Origin of the sequence: Stenotrophomonas sp. Bg11-02 (genome assembly GCF_002836635.1) — a bacterium.
Lineage (GTDB): Bacteria > Pseudomonadota > Gammaproteobacteria > Xanthomonadales > Xanthomonadaceae > Stenotrophomonas > Stenotrophomonas lacuserhaii.
Map to the genome: position 1 here is coordinate 1 of NZ_PJAY01000066.1, position 18,145 is coordinate 18,145.

Annotated in this window: 14 protein-coding genes, 7 tRNA genes and 1 pseudogene; 13 read left to right on the plus strand and 9 right to left on the minus strand. The window is 65.9% G+C overall.

The window, feature by feature from the left end; all coding sequences use genetic code 11:
• Positions 1-196: 196 nt before the first annotated feature.
• On the minus strand, positions 197-2,575 hold the full coding sequence (gene ppsA / locus CXG43_RS14645) for a phosphoenolpyruvate synthase (protein ID WP_101100598.1): 2,379 nt from the start codon (positions 2,573-2,575) through the stop codon (positions 197-199).
• A gap of 146 nt (positions 2,576-2,721) precedes the next feature.
• On the opposite strand from ppsA, the gene CXG43_RS14650 reads away from it, so the two are divergent.
• The 12 genes from CXG43_RS14650 (at position 2,722) to CXG43_RS19195 (ending at position 14,508) form a co-directional block, all read left to right on the plus strand.
• Positions 2,722-3,543, plus strand: coding sequence for a pyruvate, water dikinase regulatory protein (locus CXG43_RS14650; RefSeq protein WP_042613919.1), 822 nt, complete (start codon positions 2,722-2,724; stop codon positions 3,541-3,543).
• Between the two features lie 143 nt (positions 3,544-3,686).
• Positions 3,687-4,199 (plus strand): DUF1249 domain-containing protein, encoded by a 513-nt coding sequence (locus CXG43_RS14655; protein ID WP_042613920.1) that lies wholly within the window; start codon positions 3,687-3,689, stop codon positions 4,197-4,199.
• A gap of 40 nt (positions 4,200-4,239) precedes the next feature.
• Positions 4,240-4,728, plus strand: coding sequence for an 8-oxo-dGTP diphosphatase (locus CXG43_RS14660; RefSeq protein WP_101100599.1), 489 nt, complete (start codon positions 4,240-4,242; stop codon positions 4,726-4,728).
• A gap of 567 nt (positions 4,729-5,295) precedes the next feature.
• Positions 5,296-5,910, plus strand: a complete 615-nt coding sequence (locus CXG43_RS14665) for a CDP-alcohol phosphatidyltransferase family protein (RefSeq protein ID WP_101100600.1) — start codon at positions 5,296-5,298, stop codon at positions 5,908-5,910.
• Between the two features lie 13 nt (positions 5,911-5,923).
• On the plus strand, positions 5,924-7,000 hold the full coding sequence (phaE, locus tag CXG43_RS14670) for a class III poly(R)-hydroxyalkanoic acid synthase subunit PhaE (RefSeq protein ID WP_101100601.1): 1,077 nt from the start codon (positions 5,924-5,926) through the stop codon (positions 6,998-7,000).
• Entirely contained in the window at positions 6,997-8,064 is a 1,068-nt protein-coding gene (locus CXG43_RS14675; RefSeq protein WP_101100602.1) for a class III poly(R)-hydroxyalkanoic acid synthase subunit PhaC, read from the plus strand. The genes phaE and CXG43_RS14675 overlap by 4 nt, the downstream gene beginning before the upstream one ends.
• A gap of 84 nt (positions 8,065-8,148) precedes the next feature.
• A complete protein-coding gene (locus CXG43_RS14680) occupies positions 8,149-8,346 on the plus strand; it encodes a PspC domain-containing protein (protein ID WP_182655822.1) in 198 nt (65 codons plus the stop codon).
• Positions 8,343-8,783 (plus strand): hypothetical protein, encoded by a 441-nt coding sequence (locus CXG43_RS14685; protein ID WP_101100663.1) that lies wholly within the window; start codon positions 8,343-8,345, stop codon positions 8,781-8,783. Before CXG43_RS14680 ends, CXG43_RS14685 begins: the two co-directional genes overlap by 4 nt.
• Positions 8,784-9,036: 253 nt before the next feature.
• Entirely contained in the window at positions 9,037-9,252 is a 216-nt protein-coding gene (locus CXG43_RS14690; protein ID WP_042613926.1) for a hypothetical protein, read from the plus strand.
• Between the two features lie 182 nt (positions 9,253-9,434).
• Entirely contained in the window at positions 9,435-11,810 is a 2,376-nt protein-coding gene (locus CXG43_RS14695; RefSeq protein ID WP_101100604.1) for a Tex family protein, read from the plus strand.
• Between the two features lie 230 nt (positions 11,811-12,040).
• Positions 12,041-14,215: a PAS domain S-box protein gene (locus CXG43_RS14700; protein WP_101100605.1), complete on the plus strand. Its 2,175-nt coding sequence runs from the start codon at positions 12,041-12,043 to the stop codon at positions 14,213-14,215.
• A 77-nt stretch (positions 14,216-14,292) separates the two neighbouring features.
• Complete coding sequence (locus CXG43_RS19195; protein WP_157825215.1) at positions 14,293-14,508, plus strand: hypothetical protein; 216 nt, start codon at positions 14,293-14,295, stop codon at positions 14,506-14,508.
• A gap of 71 nt (positions 14,509-14,579) precedes the next feature.
• On the opposite strand, the gene CXG43_RS14705 is transcribed toward CXG43_RS19195, so the two are convergent.
• From CXG43_RS14705 to CXG43_RS14740, 8 genes are all read right to left on the minus strand, one after another.
• Positions 14,580-14,665: transfer RNA gene (locus tag CXG43_RS14705), tRNA-Leu, on the minus strand.
• Between the two features lie 46 nt (positions 14,666-14,711).
• The gene (locus tag CXG43_RS14710) at positions 14,712-15,659 is read right to left on the minus strand and encodes an SOS response-associated peptidase family protein (RefSeq protein WP_101100606.1); all 948 of its coding nucleotides are present in this window, start codon (positions 15,657-15,659) and stop codon (positions 14,712-14,714) included.
• A gap of 57 nt (positions 15,660-15,716) precedes the next feature.
• Positions 15,717-15,792 (minus strand) — tRNA-Glu (locus CXG43_RS14715).
• A gap of 49 nt (positions 15,793-15,841) precedes the next feature.
• Positions 15,842-15,917: transfer RNA gene (locus tag CXG43_RS14720), tRNA-Ala, on the minus strand.
• 44 nt (positions 15,918-15,961) lie between these two features.
• Positions 15,962-16,037: transfer RNA gene (locus CXG43_RS14725), tRNA-Glu, on the minus strand.
• A 49-nt stretch (positions 16,038-16,086) separates the two neighbouring features.
• Positions 16,087-16,162 (minus strand) — tRNA-Ala (locus CXG43_RS14730).
• Between the two features lie 181 nt (positions 16,163-16,343).
• A tRNA-Glu gene (locus CXG43_RS14735) sits at positions 16,344-16,419 on the minus strand.
• 52 nt (positions 16,420-16,471) lie between these two features.
• Positions 16,472-16,547 (minus strand) — tRNA-Ala (locus tag CXG43_RS14740).
• Between the two features lie 508 nt (positions 16,548-17,055).
• Here CXG43_RS14740 and CXG43_RS14750 point away from each other — a divergent pair.
• Positions 17,056-18,099, plus strand: a pseudogene (locus CXG43_RS14750) (helix-turn-helix domain-containing protein).
• Positions 18,100-18,145 lie beyond the last annotated feature (46 nt).

Sequence of the window (18,145 nt, forward strand, 5' to 3'; positions counted from 1 at the left end):
CAGGGGTCGCGTGGGCTCGGAGAGGGGTATAAGAGGAGGGGATCGGGCGTGGGGGCGGCGGCGGACATGCGGTCTCCTGGGCGGGCGCTGGAAACAACAAGCCCCGCATAGGCGGGGCTTGTGTGTGTGGCACGAGTATGCCGGTGAAGCGGTAAAGATCCTGTAGAAGCGTGACGGCCAGCGGCCGTCACTACCGTCAGCCGGCCTGCTTCAACTTGGCCAGCCGCAGCCAGGTGTCGACCACGGTGTCCGGGTTCAGCGACACCGATTCGATGCCTTCCTGCATCAGCCACTCGGCCAGGTCCGGGTGGTCGGACGGACCCTGTCCGCAGATGCCGACGTACTTGCCCTTGGCGCGGGCGGCCTTGATCGCCATCGACAGCAGCTTCTTGACCGCCGGGTTCCGCTCGTCGAACAGGTGCGCGACGATCGAGGAGTCACGATCCAGGCCCAGGGTCAGCTGGGTCAGGTCGTTGGAGCCGATGGAGAAGCCATCGAAGATCTCCAGGAACTCATCGGCGAGCAGCGCGTTGGACGGCACCTCGCACATCATGATGATCTTCAGGCCGTTCTCGCCCTGCTTGAGGCCATTCTGTTCCAGCACCTCGACGACCTTGCGGCCTTCTTCCAGCGTGCGCACGAACGGAATCATGACCCACAGGTTGTCCAGGCCCATCTCGTTGCGCACGCGCAGCACGGCCTTGCATTCCAGCGCGAAGGCAGCGGAGAAACTCGGGTCGACATAACGGCTGGCGCCGCGGAAGCCGATCATCGGGTTTTCTTCGTGCGGTTCGTAGTTGGTGCCGCCGATCAGGTTGGCGTACTCGTTGGACTTGAAGTCCGACAGGCGCACGATCACCGGGTTCGGGGCCACCGACGCGGTCAGGGTGGCGATGCCTTCGGCCAGGCGGTCCACGTAGAAGCTCACCGGATCCTTGTAGCCGGCGATCTTCTCGTCGATCTTCTTCTTCGTCGCCATGTCCTGGCGGTCATATTCCAGCAGCGCATTCGGATGGATGCCGATGTGGCTGGCGATGATCATTTCCAGACGCGCCAGGCCGATGCCCGCGTTCGGCAGCTGGCCGAAGTCGAACGCGCGTTCCGGGTTGGCCACGTTCATCATGATCTTCAGCGGCGCCGGGGGCATGTTGCCGAGATCGGTGGTGGTGCGTTCGAACTCGAGGATGCCTTCGTAGATGAAGCCGGTGTCACCCTCGGCGCAGCTGACAGTGACCTGCTGGCCATCCTGGATCAGCTGGGTGGCGTTGCCCGAACCGACCACGGCCGGTACACCGAGCTCACGCGCGATGATCGCGGCGTGGCAGGTGCGGCCACCGCGGTTGGTGACGATGGCCGAGGCCCGCTTCATCACCGGCTCCCAATCGGGGTCGGTCATGTCGGCGATCAGCACGTCGCCGGGCTGCACGCGGGCCATGTCGTCCAGCGTCTTGACCACGCGGGCGGTGCCGGCACCGATCTTGGCACCCACGGCGCGGCCTTCGGCCAGCACCTTGCCGTCCTTCTGGCTCAGCGCGAAACGCTCGATCTGCGTGGCGTGGCTGCGCGACTTCACCGTTTCCGGGCGCGCCTGCACGATGAACAGCTTGCCGCTGACACCGTCCTTGGCCCACTCGATGTCCATCGGACGGCCGTAGTGCTTTTCGATGACAAGCGCCTGTTTGGACAGTTCCTGCACGTCTTCGTCGCTGATCGAGAAGGTGCTGCGCAGGTCGGCCGGGGTGTCTTCGATGCGCACGCGCTCACCGGGGACGTCCGAATACACCATGCGGATCGCCTTGCTGCCCAGCGAACGGCGCAGGATCGCCGGCTTGCCGGCATTCAAGGTGGGCTTGTAGACGTAGAACTCGTCCGGGTTCACCGCACCCTGCACGACCATCTCGCCGAGGCCGAACGAGGAGGTCACGAAGACCACGTCGCGGAAGCCGGATTCGGTGTCCAGGGTGAACAGCACGCCGGATGAACCGACGCCCGAACGCACCATCAGCTGCACGCCGGCGGACAGGAAAACATCCTCGTGCTTGAAGCCGTGGTGCACGCGGTAGGCGATGGCGCGGTCGTTGTACAGCGAGGCGAATACTTCCTTGACCTTCAGCACGACATCGTCGGCGCCGGTCACGTTGAGGAAGGTCTCCTGCTGGCCGGCGAAGGATGCATCGGGCAGGTCTTCGGCGGTGGCCGAGGAGCGCACGGCCACGGCGATGTCGCCGCCGCCGTTCTCAGCGCTCAGCTGCGCATACGCCGTGCGGATGTCCTGGTCCAGCTGCGGCTGCAGCGGCGCGTCGATGACCCAGCCACGGATTTCCTTGCCGGCAGCGGTCAGTGCGGCAACGTCTTCGACATCCAGCGTGGCCAGCTTGTCGAAAATGCGCTTGGACAGATCGTTATGGGCGATGAAGTCCTTGAAGGCTTCGGAGGTCGTGGCATAGCCCCCGGGCACGGACACCCCGAGACCGGCGAGGTTGCCGATCATTTCGCCCAGCGACGAATTTTTTCCACCCACGCGGGCCAGGTCGGCCAAGCGCAGTTCGTGCAACCACAGGATATTCTCGTTCAAGCGCGATGCTCCGTTTGGCCATCGCCCGAGGCGGGCTGGGAATGGCCGCGTCCGTAGGAAGAAGCCGCTATGATGCCGGTCGGACTGCCGTCGGCACAAGCTTGTGACAGCAGCTGTTTTAAGTTTCGGACTGGGAAAATGCGCATATGACGACCATCCGACCGGTGTTCTATGTCTCCGATGGAACCGGTATCACCGCTGAAACCATTGGGCATAGCCTGCTCACCCAGTTCTCCGGATTCAGCTTCATCACCGACCGGATGTCGTTCATAGACGACCCGGAAAAAGCCGCCGAGGCCTGTGCCCGGATCCAGGCGGCCGGGGAGCGCTACCAGGTCCGGCCGATCGTGGTGAACTCCTGCGTGGACCAGAGCCTGAGCGTGATCCTGGCCAGCAGCGGGGCGCTGATGCTGGACGTTTTCGCGCCTTTCATCGAACGGCTGGAGGCCGAGTTGTCCTCGCCGCGCTTGTCGCGGGTGGGCCAGGCGCACGGCATGGTCGACTTCGAGACCTATCACCGCCGGATCAACGCGATGAACTTCGCGCTGAGCCACGATGACGGCATCGCGGTGAACTACGACGATGCCGACGTGATCCTGGTGGCCGTCTCGCGGGCGGGAAAGACCCCGACCTGCATCTACCTGGCGCTGCATTACGGGGTCAGCGCGGCCAATTACCCGCTGACCGACGAAGACCTGGAGACCGAGCAGCTGCCGCCGCGCCTGCGCAATTACCGCCGCAAGCTGTTCGGGCTGACCATCGATCCGGAGCGGCTGCAGCAGATACGCCAGGAACGCCGGCCGAACTCGCGCTATGCGGCCGCCGAAACCTGCCGCCGCGAAGTGGCCATCGCCGAGCGCATGTTCCAGCTGGAGCGGGTGCCGACGCTGAGCACCACGCATACCTCGATCGAGGAGATTTCCAGCAAGGTGCTGGCGACGCTGGGACTGCGGCGCGAGTTGTATTGAGGGGGAAAAGCGTGCCGACCAACGGCCGTCACCCACCGAAGCGGGGGCCGTCACCCACCAAAGCGGTGCCAACCCTGATCGTGCGCCCAACATGGGGGCCGCACAAGCTGCCGCGGCGTGTCCGCTTTGTGTAGGATCGAGGCATGGCCCAAGCCCGTCCCCTCGCCGAACGCATTCCCCGTCTCAGCCGGCTCAGCTGGTTGATGGGCCTGTACGCTGAAAACCACCGGCACCTGGTGCGCCTGTTCGCGCCCGGTGACCTGGAGGTTGGCAGCTATGTTTCCTCGGTTGGTGATGGGCTGGATGTCCGCCTGGACGTGATCGCCCGCCACGCCTATACGGTGGAGCTGCGGCTTACCTACGACCTGTGCGATCCGGTCACCGGGCAGCCGGACCCTTCGGCTTACATCCGGTTGTACCGCGACGCCCGGCAGGCCGAGACCACGCACTGCTACGTGGGCCGACGCTGGCAGGACGTGGTGGGAATGTATCCGCCGCCGGCCGAGCTGATCAGCCACCGCATGCGCATGAACACCTTCCTGGGCAAGTGGCTGGATTACCTGGCCGAACGCGGCCACGGCGTGGCCACGCTGGTCCGGGACCACGGCACGGAACCGGCAGCCAGCGCTGAGAAGCGTCTGTCGATCGTGCCCTGATCGGACATAATCAGCGGCTCACCCGTTGCTGGACCCGCGCATGCCGTACACCCCCATCGTCGCCACCCTGGGCTACGTGCTGTCCCCTGATCGTCGCCAGGTGCTGATGATCCACCGCAACACGCGGCCGGGTGACCATCACCTGGGCAAGTACAACGGACTGGGTGGCAAGGTAGAGCCGGACGAAGACGTCGCCACCGGCATGCGCCGGGAGATCCAGGAAGAGGCGGGGATCGATTGCACCTCGATGCAGCTGCGCGGCACCATCAGCTGGCCGGGTTTCGGCAAGCACGGCGAGGACTGGTTCGGGTTCGTGTTCGTGGTCGATGCCTACGAGGGCACCCCGCACGGCGGCAACCACGAAGGCACGCTGGAGTGGGTGGACGTGGACAAGCTGGACAGCCTGCCGATGTGGGAAGGCGATCGCCATTTCCTGCCGCTGGTGTTTGACACCGATCCGCGCGCCTTCCATGGCGTGATGCCCTACCGGGACGGCCGGATGCAGTCCTGGAGCTACAGCCGGATCTGAAGGGCGCGGGCAGCACCGCCGAGCATGGCTCGGCGCTACCGAGTCCAGCGCGCCGAAGGCGGGGGATGTACGGCATGCGCGGACAACCTGCGCCACGAGCCGGATCCGAAGGGCTTTCGCTAGAACTACTTCATACCGCGGTCTGTCAGATGGAAAGCCCCCTTCAAAGGGGGCGCGCCGAAGGCGGGGGATGTACGGCATGCGCGGACAACCTGCGCCACGAGCCGAATCCGAAGGGCTTTCGCTAGAACTACTTCATACCGCGGTCTGTCAGATGGAAAGCCCCCTCCAAAGGGGGCGCGCCGAAGGCGGGGGGATGTACGGCATGCGCGGACAACCTGCGCCACCTCAGTGGCGCAGGTTGTCCACAGGGGGTGTGGATTGTTGGTGAGCAACTTTGTGGATAACCGCTGTTCGCCCCCGTCGGGCAACGCTGTCAAGATGGGTGGCCAAAAATTGACCGCATGTGATGATCCGTGATGGGCGGGTGAATGCGCCACTCCCGCGCCGCTGTTGCCTTTGCGCGCCCTCGCGTACCCTGTAGCCCACTGCTGCCCGTGAGCCTTCATGAAACGACACTTCTCGATGCTGCGCGAGTTCCAGCTGGCCGACTGGTTCACCCTGGCCAACGCCTTCTGCGGCACCGGCGCGGTGTTCGCGGCGATGCGCTTCCTGCAGGACGGGGCACACGGCTACCTGCTGTTCGGCATGGCGCTGATACCGCTGGCTTTCATCTTCGATGCGCTGGACGGGCGCATCGCGCGCTGGCGCAAGTCGAGCTCCACCCTTGGCCGTGAGTTGGATTCATTGTCCGATGTCATCTCCTTCGGCGTGGCGCCGGCCGCGCTGGCGTATGCCTGCGGCATGCAGGGTGGCTGGGACTGGCTGGTGCTGAGCTACTTCGTCTGCTGCGGCGTCAGCCGCCTGGCGCGCTACAACGTGACCGCCGAGGCGCTGTCCGATGGCGGTGACAAGGTGCCGTATTTCGAAGGCACGCCGATCCCGAGCAGCCTGCTGCTGGTGATCGTCCTGGCCATTGCCGCGGCCACCGGCGGCATCGGTCAGCAACTGTGGCTGGGCCAGTGGCAGCTGGGTCCGTGGCAGCTGCATCCGCTGGTGCTGCTGTTCGCGCTGTCCGGGTCGCTGATGATCAGCAAGACTCTGCACATCCCCAAGCCATGACGCAGGTATCGGCATGAGCGGATCAACCAACCAGCCCGGCAGCATGGATTTCGAGGCTCTTGCGCGCCAGTACTACGGCGCGTGGGGGGATTCGCTGCGCCAGGGCGGTGCCGGTGGCACCGATCCGGGTGAGTGGAAGCAGGTCCTGGGCTGGTGGGCGCAGCTGCTGCCCGAGCGCGGCCCCGGCCCAGCGGACGATGCGCTGCATCGGTTCCGCGAACAGGCCGGCGGCTGGTACGGCACGATGCAGCAGGTGGCCTCACGGTTTGCCGGCCGCGATGCCAGCAGTGCGGAAGTGGCCCAGGCCTGGCGCGATGCGGTGATGGGGCAGGGCAAGGGCGAAAGCCTGCTGCACTGGATGCTGCAGGGCGCGCACGGGAGTACCGGCGCCGGCGGCGGCATGGACGATGTAGTGGCCGTGCTGGAGCAGTGGCAGGAGCGCCTGGCGCCGTGGCTGCAGAGTCCGGCATTCGGCCCGGCGCGCGAACACCAGGCGCGCTGGCAGAAGCTGCTGCAGGCCCAGCAGGCGTTCCAGGGCCATTCCAGGGAGTATGTCGCGCAGATCCAGCAGGCGCTGGACGCGGCGTTCGCACTGTTCGAGCAGCGGCTCGCCGAACACGAGTCGCCGGGAAGCCAGCTGACCAGCGCACGGGCGATGTTCGACCTGTGGATCGAAGTGGCCGAGGAGGCTTACGCGAAGGTGGCGCTGTCGGAGAGCTTCCAGCAGGTGTTCGCCTCGCTGGGCAATGCGCAGATGCGCCTGCGTTCGGCCGTGCAGCACGAAGTGGAGCAGCTGAGCGAACGCGTCGGTCTGCCGACGCGGACCGAAATGGATGCCGCGCACAAGCGCATCGCCGAACTGGAGCGTCAGCTGCGCCGCCTGCAGGCCAGCGTGGAGCCGCTGCTGCGTGCCCCGGCCTCGGCTGCGGGAAGCGACGACTGGGCGGATGCAGTGCAACCGGCGGTCGCCAAGGTGGTGCCGCGGGCACGCAAGCGCGCTTCGCGTGCAACCAGCGCAGTGGCCCCCACGGCCAAGCCTGCGAAAGCGGCCAAGCCGGCCAAGCCGCGCGTCCGGAAGCCGCGCGCATGAAAGGCCCGCTGGGATTCAACGCCGACGACCTGATGCAGGAGACCCTGGCCATGCAGCGCAAGCTGATGGAGGGCCTGCAGCTGCTGCCATCGGTGGAGGACGTGGATTACGGCGCCACCGCGCGCGAGGCGGTCTGGAGCGACGGCAAGGTGGTGCTGTACCGGTTCGTGGGCGACCAGCCGCCGGTGCATGCCCGGCCATTGCTGATCGTCTACGCTCTGGTCAACCGGCCGTACATGGTGGATCTGCAGGCCGACCGGTCGCTGGTGCAGAAGCTGCTGGCGCTGGGACATGACGTCTACGTGCTGGACTGGGGCTACCCGGACCGCTCCGAGCGCTACCTCACCCTTGAAGATTACCTGCTGCGCTACATCGACGGCGCGGTGGATGCATTGCACGCGCGCAGCGGCGGGCCGGTGGACATGCTCGGCATCTGCCAGGGCGGTGTGTTCGCGCTGTGCTACGCCGCGCTGCGCCAGGCCAAGCTGGCCAACCTGGTCACCATGGTCACGCCGGTCGATTTCCATACCGCCGACAACATGCTGTCGCATTGGGCGCGCCAGGTGGACGTGGACCTGCTGGTGGACACGCTGGGCAACATCCCAGCCGACCTGATGAACAGCAGTTACCTGATGCTCAAGCCGTTTCGCCTCAACGTGCAGAAGTACGTCGGCCTGCTCGACATCCTGGATGACAAGGCTGCGCTGGAGGACTTCCTGCGCATGGAGAAGTGGATCTTCGATTCGCCCGACCTGGCCGGCGAAGCCTTCCGTGAGTTCATCAAGCAGTTCTACCAGAACAACGGCCTGGTCAAGGGGACGGTGCGCATCGGCGAGCACGCCGTGGACCTGTCGCAGATCACGTTGCCGGTGCTGAACCTGTATGCCGAGCAGGACCATCTGGTGCCGCCGGATGCCTCGCGTGCGCTGCGCGGGCGGCTGGGCACGACCGATTACACCGAATCCAGTTTCCGCGGCGGGCACATCGGTATCTACGTATCCGGCCGCGCCCAGCGCGAAGTGCCGGCGACGCTGCACGACTGGCTGCTGGCGCGCGCTGGCTGAATGGCCCGTGCCGCCCACGCATGGCGTAGACAGTGGGTTGGCTAGGGTAGTATCCAGACCATCGGAGCCGCTGCCATGAATGCCATCCCGCCTCGTTCCCTGTCGCGCTCGCTAAACGACCGCATGATCGCCGGGGTGATCGGCGGCATCGCGCACCGCTTCGGCTGGAGCCCGACCCTGCTGCGCATCCTGTTCGTGGTGGTCTCCATCGCCTCGGCGGCCTTCCCGGGCATCCTGGTCTACCTGATCCTGTGGCTGCTGATCCCCAACGAAGCCGACTGATCCCGGCGCCCTCCTGGTTGCGCGCGCTGCAGCTCCTCGGCGCGCTGTGGACCTCGCCCAACACGCTGATCGGCTTGGCCGCCGGCGCGCTTGGCTTGCTGGCCGGCGCCCGCGTGCGCTGGAGCGGAAGCGACTGTGCCTTGGTGTTCCAGCAGTGGCCGTGGGGGCCGGGCGGGGCGATCACCCTGGGCAACGTCATCCTGCATACCGGCGGCGACCTGCAAGTGGCCTGCCATACCTACGCGCACCGTGCCGGACGAGGGGTGGAGCCGACGATCCGGCTGGATGACCACGAGCGCGCGCACGTTTACCAGTACCTGGTGCTGGGGCCGCTGTACCTGCCGGTCTACCTGCTGTGCGGCGGGGTGAGCGTGCGCAATCCATTCGAACGCGCCGCCGACCACTACGCACGCTTCGGCCACGGCTGGTGGCCCTGACGGCAACGCCGCCGGGCGGTCGCGTCAGCGTCGGGCGAACGACGGCAAAGGTGATCAGCAGGTTAGCGTGGCGTTAAAAAAACGTCATGATTTCGCGTGGATCGTCCGTCATTTCCATGCAACCGGTCGTCATTACCATTGATGACATCTGAGTCAGCTTGGGCGCGCTAAGCTGCACTCAGGCGGTCGTGAAGGCAGTACTGCAGCGGCCACCTGGTTCAAGACGCAGTACGTAACCTGGAGAACACATCACATGGCAATTGTTCTATATGTCGGTGGTAGCAAGGACGGCGACAAGGGCGTGATGCCCTATGGCTTCAGCAAATCCCGCGCCGATACCGCGCTGGGGCCGGAGATCTATACCGAGCGGTTCATGGAACTGCAGGGCGTGGGCAAGGTCCGGTTGATGGCATTGGAGAGCCTGCGCGACGACATCGTCATGCAGCACGCCGCACGCCACTACCGCTGATCGCACTGACAGGCCTGGACACGCATCGAGGGCGTGTCCGCGCCGACATCCCAGCCTCACGCAAGGATGTCGGCGCCGGCAGGATTCCTGCCCCGCCTGCCACGCCGCTGTCAACGACTTCCCGTGCCAGCCGTGCGGGGCCAGAATGGGATCTTTCCGCATCAAGGCCACGGCCGGACGCAATGTCAGATACCAAGCTTGCCCAGCAGATTGCCCAGACCATCGCCGATGAAATCGGTGCCCAGGCTGCCCAGGCGCGTGCCGCCATCGCGTTGCTGGACGAAGGCGCCACCGTCCCGTTCATCGCACGCTACCGCAAGGAAGTCACCGGCGGGCTGGACGACACCCAGCTGCGCAATCTCGAATCGCGCCTGACCTACCTGCGTGAACTGGAAGACCGGCGCGCTGCGGTGCTGGCCAGCATCGACGAGCAGGGCAAGCTGACCGACGCTCTGCGCGGGGACATCCTGGCCGCTGACACCAAGAGCCGGCTGGAAGACCTGTACCTGCCGTACAAGACCAAGCGCCGCACCCGCGCGCAGATTGCCCGCGAGGCCGGACTGGAGCCGCTCGCCGATGGCCTGCTGGCTGACCCGGCACGCGATCCCAAGCTGTTCGCCGAAGCCTTCATCGATGCCGAAAAGGGCGTGGCCGACACCAAGGCCGCGCTGGAAGGCGCACGCGCGATCCTGATGGAGCGCTGGGGCGAAGATGCTGCTCTGGTGGGTGAACTTCGCAGCTGGCTGTCCGAAAACGGCGTGATCCGCGCCCGCGTGGCCGAGGGCAAGGAGAACGAAGGCGCCAAGTACCGCGACTATTTCGAGCATGCCGAAGCGCTGGCGAAGATTCCCTCCCACCGGTTGCTGGCGCTGTTCCGCGCGCGCCGCGAGGAAATCCTGCACCTTGAACTGGACCCGGGCACCGATGCCGAGGCCGGGCATCAGTACGGCGAAGGGCGTGTCGCGTTCAGGGCCGGCATCAGCGACAAGGGCCGTGCGGCTGATCGCTGGCTGCTCGATGCCTGCCGCCTGACCTGGCGCGCCAAGCTGCACATGCACCTGCTGCTGGACCTGTTCAACCAGGCCCGCGAAAAGGCCGAAGCCGAGGCGATCACCGTGTTCGGTGACAACCTGAAAGACCTGCTGCTGGCCGCACCGGCCGGACCGAAAACCGTGCTCGGGCTGGATCCGGGCATCCGCACCGGCTGCAAGGTGGCGGTGGTGGATGCCACCGGCAAGCTGGTGGCCACCGACACCATCTACCCGCACGAGCCGCGCCGGCAGTGGGAGCAGTCGCTGCAGTCGCTCAAGCACCTGTGCCTGAAGCACAACGTGGAACTGATCGCGATCGGCAACGGTACCGCCAGCCGCGAAACCGACAAGCTGGCCGGCGAAGTGATCGCCGCCATGGGCAGCACCACGCTGCAGAAGATCGTGGTCAGCGAGGCCGGTGCATCGGTGTATTCGGCCTCGGAATTCGCAGCCAGGGAGTTTCCGGACCTGGACGTGTCGATCCGTGGCGCGGTGTCCATCGCACGCCGCCTGCAGGACCCGCTCGCCGAGCTGGTGAAGATCGAGCCGAAGGCGATCGGTGTCGGCCAGTACCAGCATGACGTGGACCAGTACCGTCTGGCGCGGGCGCTGGAAGCGCGCGTGGAAGACTGTGTCAACGCGGTCGGCGTGCATGTCAACACCGCCTCTGCCGCACTGCTGGCGCGGGTGTCCGGGCTGTCCTCCACCGTGGCCGAGAACATCGTGCGGCACCGCGACGACAACGGACCGTTCAAGCGCCGCAAGGACCTGCTCAAGGTGCCGCGCCTGGGCGAAAAGACCTTTGAGCAATGCGCCGGCTTCCTGCGCATCGCCGATGGCGACCAGCCACTGGACGCTTCCTCGGTGCATCCGGAAGCCTATCCGGTGGTGGAGCGCATCGTGGCCGCCACTGCCCGCCCGATCAAGGCGCTGATCGGCGATGGCAGCTTCCTGCGCGGGCTGAAGGCCGAACAGTTCACCGACGAAACCTTTGGCGTGCCGACCGTGCGTGACATCCTGAAGGAGCTGGAGAAGCCCGGCCGCGATCCGCGTCCGGAGTTCAAGGCCGCCCGCTTCGCCGAGGGCGTGGAGGACATCAAGGACCTGCGCGAAGGGATGATCCTGGAAGGCGTGGTGAGCAACGTGGCGGCGTTCGGCGCGTTCGTCGACATCGGCGTGCATCAGGACGGACTGGTGCACATCTCGGCGCTGTCGGACACCTTCGTCAAGGATCCGCGCGATGTGGTCAAGGCCGGTGACATCGTCAAGGTCAAGGTGCTGGAGGTGGACGTGGCGCGCAAGCGCATCGCCCTGACCCGCCGCCTGGACGATACGCCGGGGCAATCCACCAGCCGCCCGGGTTCGCGCGAAGAGCGTCCAGGGGCGGGCAACCCGGCGCGCCGCGACGGAGGCGGCCGCGGTCCGGGCCAGCCGCGTGGCAATGGCGGCGGCGGGCGTCCTGGCAGCACGGCGGCCCCTGCCAACAATGCGCTGGCCGACGCCTTCGCCCGCGCCAAGCGCAGCTGAGGCAGGGCCGACAGGCCGGCCCGCAGTGTCCGGCCGAGCCCTTTCCGGCGATCTGGGACGGGGGGGGCTTACGCAGCGCCCCGTGATTGCGCACACTGGGCGATGAGGGGGCCGATGAGGCCCGGGCCAGATGCCGGGAGGGCCATGGCGGTCAGTTCTGCAGGCGTGTCGACCAGGTCCCCGTGCGCAGGCACGCGACAGGCCTGCGCGTGGGTGCGCGCGGTGCTCCGATGAACGACCTGTCCGCCCGTCCCCCCATCGATCTGCAGGCGCAGCTGGAGCAGGCGCTTGAGCAGGTCCGCCGGCTGCGCATGATCATCGATGGCAGCGCGGCTGGCACCTGGGAGTGGAGTCCGGCGACCGGCCACATGCAGGTCAACGCGCGCTGGGCCGAGATCGTCGGTTACACGCTGGAGGAACTGCAACCCATCTGCTCCGATACCTTCGAGCGTCTGGTCCATCCCGATGACCTGCAACGTTCCGATGTCCAGCTGCAGGCGCATTTTGCCGGCCAGACGCCGTTCTACGAGTGCCTGGTGCGGATGCGCCACCGCAATGGCCACTGGGTATGGGTGCAGGACCGCGGCCGGGTCTGCGAATGGGATGCGGACGGGGCGCCGCTGTGGATGGCCGGGGCGCACGCCGATGTGACCGATCTGCAACAGGCACGCCAGGACGTGGCGGGTGCGCGCCAGCGGCTGCAGTCGATCGTCGATTCGTCCGATGAAGTGGCGGTCATCGTCACCGATGAGCAGGGCTCGATCACGCTGTTCAACTCCGGTGCCGAACGCCTGCTGGGCTACCGGGCCGATGAAGTGGTGGGCGTCGCCAGCCCGGTGCTGTTCCACCAGGGCGAAGAAGCAGATGCGTTCCTGCGGACCCTGCCGGCCGACGAAGCAGCGGGAGGGGACCTGTTTTCGATACTCAGCGCGAGGGCACGCGAGCACACTTTTTCACGGCAGTGGACCTTCCTGCGCAAGGACGGCCAGCCCCGCCAGGTGCGGCTGTCGATCAGTGCCCTGGCCGACGCACGGGGGGAGATCACCGGCTTCGTCGGCATGGCTACCGACATCACCGAGGTGTTGCAGGCCCGCGCCGAGGCACGCCTGGCGGAAGAGAAATTCGCCGGTGCGTTCACCAGCGCGGCGCTGGGCATGGCGCTGGTGTCGCTGGAAGGGCGCTGGCTGGACGTCAACGATGCGCTGTGCCGGATCATGGGCTATTCGCGCAATGAGCTGCTGCAGGTCGATTTCCAGCGCCTGACCCACCCCGACGACCTGGACACCGACCTGGCCATGGTGCAGGGCCTGTTGCGCGGCGAGCGCGCGCATTATCACCTGGAAAAGCGCTACATCGGCCGCGAGGGCAACGTCATCTGGACGCGTCTTTCGGTGTCGCTGGTGCGTAGCGAGCAGGGCGATCCGCTGCATTTCGTATCGCAGATCCAGGATGTCACCGCCCAGCACGCCAGCGAACAGCGCGTGCTGCAGGCCGAGCAGCGCAGCCGGATCACCCTGGATGCGGTGACCGACCTGGTGCTGAGCGTGGACCTGGACGGGCGCATCGAACATGCCAACGCGGCTGCGGTGCGTGCGCTGGGCGGGCCAGAGGGCGCCCCGCTGCACGGCCGCCACGTGGGGGAGATGATGCAGCTGACCACCGAATATGCACCGCTCTCACCGCTGGATATATCGGTTCTGCTGGATCCGGAAAGCAACGCAGTGGACCTGCATTCGGACCTGCTGCTGGTGCAGGACGGGGAGAACATGCCGGTGGATGTCTCCCAGGCCTGGCTGCATGACGATGCGGGCGCGCTGCGCGGTGCGGTGTGGGTGATACGCGATGTGACCCAGCTGCGCGCGCGGCAGCGCGAGGCGCGACAGCTGGCCGAGATGGATCCGCTGACCGACCTGGTCAACCGGCGCGGTTTCGAAGCGCACCTGCAGCAGGCCATCGCCCACGTGGATCGTACCGGGCAGGCCGCCTCGCTGATGTTCATCGACCTGGACCAGTTCAAGCCGGTCAACGATACCTGGGGGCATCTGGCCGGCGATGCGGTGCTGTGGGCGGTGGCCAACGTGCTGCGCCATGGCGTGCGTGATTCGGACGTGGTGGCCCGGCTGGGTGGCGACGAATTCGCAGTGATCCTGGCGGGTTGTTCGCTGCGCCGGGCGCGACGGATCGCCGGCGAGCTGCTGCATACCATCGGCGGGCTGTCCATCCCGTGGGAGCAGCACCGCATCAAGGTCGGGGTGAGCATCGGCATCGCCTCGATCAACACCGGGATGAGCGTGGACGAAGCGGTGGCCGCGGCCGACGTGCAGTGTTACCGGGCCAAGGCGGCCGGACGCAACAACGTGCAGTCCGAACCGATGGGCCTGGCTTCGCCACCGGAAAGTGACTGATCGGTGCGTGAAGGTCTCAGCCGGTGAGAGCGGGGCAGGGGACACTGCCCGCACCTTCAGAGACACCGGGGAACGGCATGGCAGGTTGGGATCGGGAAGTGCTTCGTGCGTATGGACCTGCGGCAGCGGCGTGGATGGCCGCGGTGCTGGGTTGGCTGTTGCTTGAGCAGGTGCAGGGGGCGGCGCTGCACGTGGAACTGGCCAGCGTGCTGCGCTGGGCGGTGGTGGCGCTGCTGGGGGCCACGCTGGGACATGGCGGCTGGGTGAGCTGGCGGCTGTGGCGGAGAACGTGACGACCAACGGTCGTCGTCACCTACGCTACGAATGAAAAAGCCAGGCACGTGGCCTGGCTTTTTCTTGTTGCTGGTGCCGGTGAAAGGACTCGAACCTTCATGGGGTCACCCCCGGCTGATTTTGAGTCAGCTGCGTATACCATTCCGCCACACCGGCAGCGTGGCCGCGTAGTGTAAACAAAACCGCGCGCCACGGGTAGGCCTCAAGCCGCTTCGCTCCAGGCGTATTCGATGTCTTCGCGGTCATCCAGGATCCGGTACTGCGCGGCCAGGTCGGTGGGATCCGGGTTCAGCCATGCATCCAGATGGGCTTCGCGTATCGGTACGATGCCGCGATCGTGCCCGGTGGCGGCGACATCGCGCGGTGGCTCGTCGGTTACCGCCGCAAACGACAGCAGGCGGCCTTCGGGGCCTTCCCACTCCGCCCACAGGCAGGCGACCAGCAGGTCGCGGCGTGGCCGTGGCTGGAACTCCAGCACCACGTCGCTCTCGTCATCGCCGGACTGCAGCGGCAAGCCCTTGCGCGGTACGTGCTCGTAGAACGACTGCACCACCACCACGCCGTGGCGATGGCCGAATGCGCCACGCCAGTAGCCTTCCAGGCTGTCGCGGCGTGCGTTGTAGGTACCCGGATACAGCACGTCGTTGCGCGCCGGCTTGTCCGGCAGCCGGCATTGGTAGCGCATCGGCTTGATCACCCGCCGGCCGTCTTCGGCCACGATGACCGGGGCATACGTGCCGGGAAAGATGCGATTGTCGCGCGGCAGCTGCTGGCTGCGCTGCAGGTCATCCAGGCGGGACTGGGCACGCTCGATGCGGTTGCCGGCGATGCGCAGTTCGTTGCGTGCCTTCTGCGTGGGCTTGCTGGCCACGGCGGCCTGGGCAACGGTGCGGCGCTCGTGCTGGCGCCGCAGTTCGGCTTCCAGCCCGGTCTGTTCCTGCGCATGCCACTGTTGGATCATCGCCACGATATCGCGGCCGGCATCAGTGCGCGCGCCGCGGAATCCATCGTCCATCGCCTTCGGGGTTTTCGGCCGCTTCTTGGCCGGGTCGAAGGTGTACAGGCGGGAGAATTCCTCCAGCGACATCGTCGCGCCGTAGTGGCGGACCAGTTTGGCGTAGTCGGCACGGATCTGGGCGGAGTAGCACATGCAGGCAGCTTAGCGCAGGAAAAGAAAAACCCGGCCGAAGCCGGGTTTTTGCAGAATTGGCGTCCCCACGGGGATTCGAACCCCGGTCGCCACCGTGAAAGGGTGATGTCCTAGGCCTCTAGACGATGGGGACGCACGAAAACTTGAGTTGTACTGCTATCCAGACGGCCTAATGCCTGGAGTGGTGGAGCCAAGCGGGATCGAACCGCTGACCTCCTGCATGCCATGCAGGCGCTCTCCCAGCTGAGCTATGGCCCCATTGAAACCCGGTTGCCTGATGGGTCAGGTTCCCGTTTTGAAACTGGCGTCCCCACGGGGATTCGAACCCCGGTCGCCACCGTGAAAGGGTGATGTCCTAGGCCTCTAGACGATGGGGACGCACGAAAAACTTCAAGTTGTAGAACCTTCGACGGCCTATTGTCGAAAGTGGTGGAGCCAAGCGGGATCGAACCGCTGACCTCCTGCATGCCATGCAGGCGCTCTCCCAGCTGAGCTATGGCCCCGTGTAACCGAGCCGCCTATCATACCGGCTTATTCACGTTTGTGGAAGCTTTTTCGAAGCTTCTCGACAATTGAAGGATACACCCACCGAAGTGAAGATCCGACAAGCGCCACGCCCGTGAAGGCCGAAGGCGATGAACAAAAAAGACCCGGTTTCGTCCGGGTCCCGGTTGTCCAGATGAGTGGCGTCCCCACGGGGATTCGAACCCCGGTCGCCACCGTGAAAGGGTGATGTCCTAGGCCTCTAGACGATGGGGACGCATTGCTCATCAATTTATTCGCGACCTTCCGACGGCCTAATGCCGAAAGTTTGGTGGAGCCAAGCGGGATCGAACCGCTGACCTCCTGCATGCCATGCAGGCGCTCTCCCAGCTGAGCTATGGCCCCACGTCGCTGAGGTGCGAAATCATAGCGATGGGTACTGGGGTTGGCAAGCATTTATTGCAGTTTTCTGCATGCCGATCCGGACACCCGGAAGCCGCTGCGAACGCAGCCGAAGTGCGTTGCTGATCACCGATACCGAACCCAGGCGCATCGCCACCGCCGCGTTCGGCCGAAAGCATCGGCAACGCGCCTGTTTTCTCCAGGCAGAAGGCAGCGCGGCGGCGGTCGGCCGGTCGGTAACAGCTGTTGCCGCTCGTAACGGCGGACGATATCGATAGGCGCGCTGGCACGGCGTACGGGTTGACCCCTATCCAGAGAGCCCTCCGAATGTGACCACCATCAACCCTTGAGTGAGGTCTAGAGCCACTAGCCACTGAAAAGCAAGGCTTCTGACGCAGTTTGCAGCTTTCTTCATAGCCTCGGCCTGTACGCGATTCCTAACCTGCAGCCACCGAAGAGCCACGCCGTCAATGGCGGCGGCTCTGTTCGCGGGAGGCAAGAGGAGGAGCTGATGGACGCAAACAAGAACGAGCTGACAGAAATCGCAGTAGTGGAATACCCGGGTGCTGACCCTTCGGCTGCATCGATGCTGGCCGAGATGGCGCATGTCGGAAACCGGCTGGCGCAGCAACAGGGTCGGCATACGGCACGCATTCTGGTGTCGCGCTGGATCATGGCCAGCGATGGTGGCGGACCACAGCGGGTAGCCGGCGCGGAGATGCTGGATGCGACCGTGCCTGCGATCATCGCCCTGCCTGGGCAGGTCAGCCAGAACGGACAGATCCGTGACGAAACCGTGCTGCTGGACTGGTTAAGCGCCCACTACGACGGCGGAAGCCTGATGGCGGCGGTGAATGACGGAATCGGCGTGTTGTCACGCGCCGGACTGTTGGCTGGCCGGACGGTTGCCAGCGTGGACGCCACCCGCTTCCCGGGGCTGTCATCGCAGAGCGGAAGCTGGGTTCCCAGTGAACGGTTGCTGGTGGACGACGGCGACCTGCTGACCGTCACCGGATCCCAAGCGTGGCGATTCCTTGCCCTGCGCCTGCTTTACCGGGTGCACGGCCAGGGCGTGATGGCGGCGGTGGCTCACCAGCAGGGCATCGTGGTGCCTGCCGGCATCCAGCAGGACCTGGAGCGCTTCAGTGCCAACTTCGCCCATGGAGATCGCGACGTGCTCAAGGCGCAGCGCTAGCTGCATACCACGGCCGCGCGCGGTGCCACGCTGGGTGCGATCTGCCAGGCCTCCGGACTGGAGCCGCGTACGCTGCAGCGTCGCTTCCTGAAGGCAACCGGGCTGCGCCCGATCGAGTATTGCCAACGGCTGCGCATTGCCAAGGCACAGCTGCTGCTGCAACTGGGCGGGGCCATCGATGAAGTGGCCTGGGGCGTCGGTTATGCGGACCAGAGCGCATTCCGCCGTCTGTTCCTGCGTATCGTCGGCATGACCCCGGCAACGTACCGGCGCATGGTGGCGGGCAAGCAGCGCGCCGCGCAGTCAGGCCCATCGCCGATGGGCAGCCCGTTCCGACCAGTCGACCGGCACGCTGCCTGAATGGACACCTGTCCAGTGGCTTGCTGCGGCCGCGATGGTGAACGAC

Bases quoted from the DNA above. Each gene is read 5' to 3' on its own strand.
- CXG43_RS14650 (WP_042613919.1), top strand. From the start codon at position 2,722: ATGACGACCATCCGACCGGTGTTCTATGTCTCCGATGGAACCGGTATC.
- CXG43_RS14655 (WP_042613920.1), top strand. From the start codon at position 3,687: ATGGCCCAAGCCCGTCCCCTCGCCGAACGCATTCCCCGTCTCAGCCGG.
- CXG43_RS14660 (WP_101100599.1), top strand. From the start codon at position 4,240: ATGCCGTACACCCCCATCGTCGCCACCCTGGGCTACGTGCTGTCCCCT.
- CXG43_RS14665 (WP_101100600.1), top strand. From the start codon at position 5,296: ATGAAACGACACTTCTCGATGCTGCGCGAGTTCCAGCTGGCCGACTGG.
- phaE (WP_101100601.1), top strand. From the start codon at position 5,924: ATGAGCGGATCAACCAACCAGCCCGGCAGCATGGATTTCGAGGCTCTT.
- CXG43_RS14675 (WP_101100602.1), top strand. From the start codon at position 6,997: ATGAAAGGCCCGCTGGGATTCAACGCCGACGACCTGATGCAGGAGACC.
- CXG43_RS14690 (WP_042613926.1), top strand. From the start codon at position 9,037: ATGGCAATTGTTCTATATGTCGGTGGTAGCAAGGACGGCGACAAGGGC.
- CXG43_RS14695 (WP_101100604.1), top strand. From the start codon at position 9,435: ATGTCAGATACCAAGCTTGCCCAGCAGATTGCCCAGACCATCGCCGAT.
- CXG43_RS14700 (WP_101100605.1), top strand. From the start codon at position 12,041: ATGAACGACCTGTCCGCCCGTCCCCCCATCGATCTGCAGGCGCAGCTG.
- CXG43_RS19195 (WP_157825215.1), top strand. From the start codon at position 14,293: ATGGCAGGTTGGGATCGGGAAGTGCTTCGTGCGTATGGACCTGCGGCA.
- CXG43_RS14710 (WP_101100606.1), bottom strand. From the start codon at position 15,659: ATGTGCTACTCCGCCCAGATCCGTGCCGACTACGCCAAACTGGTCCGC.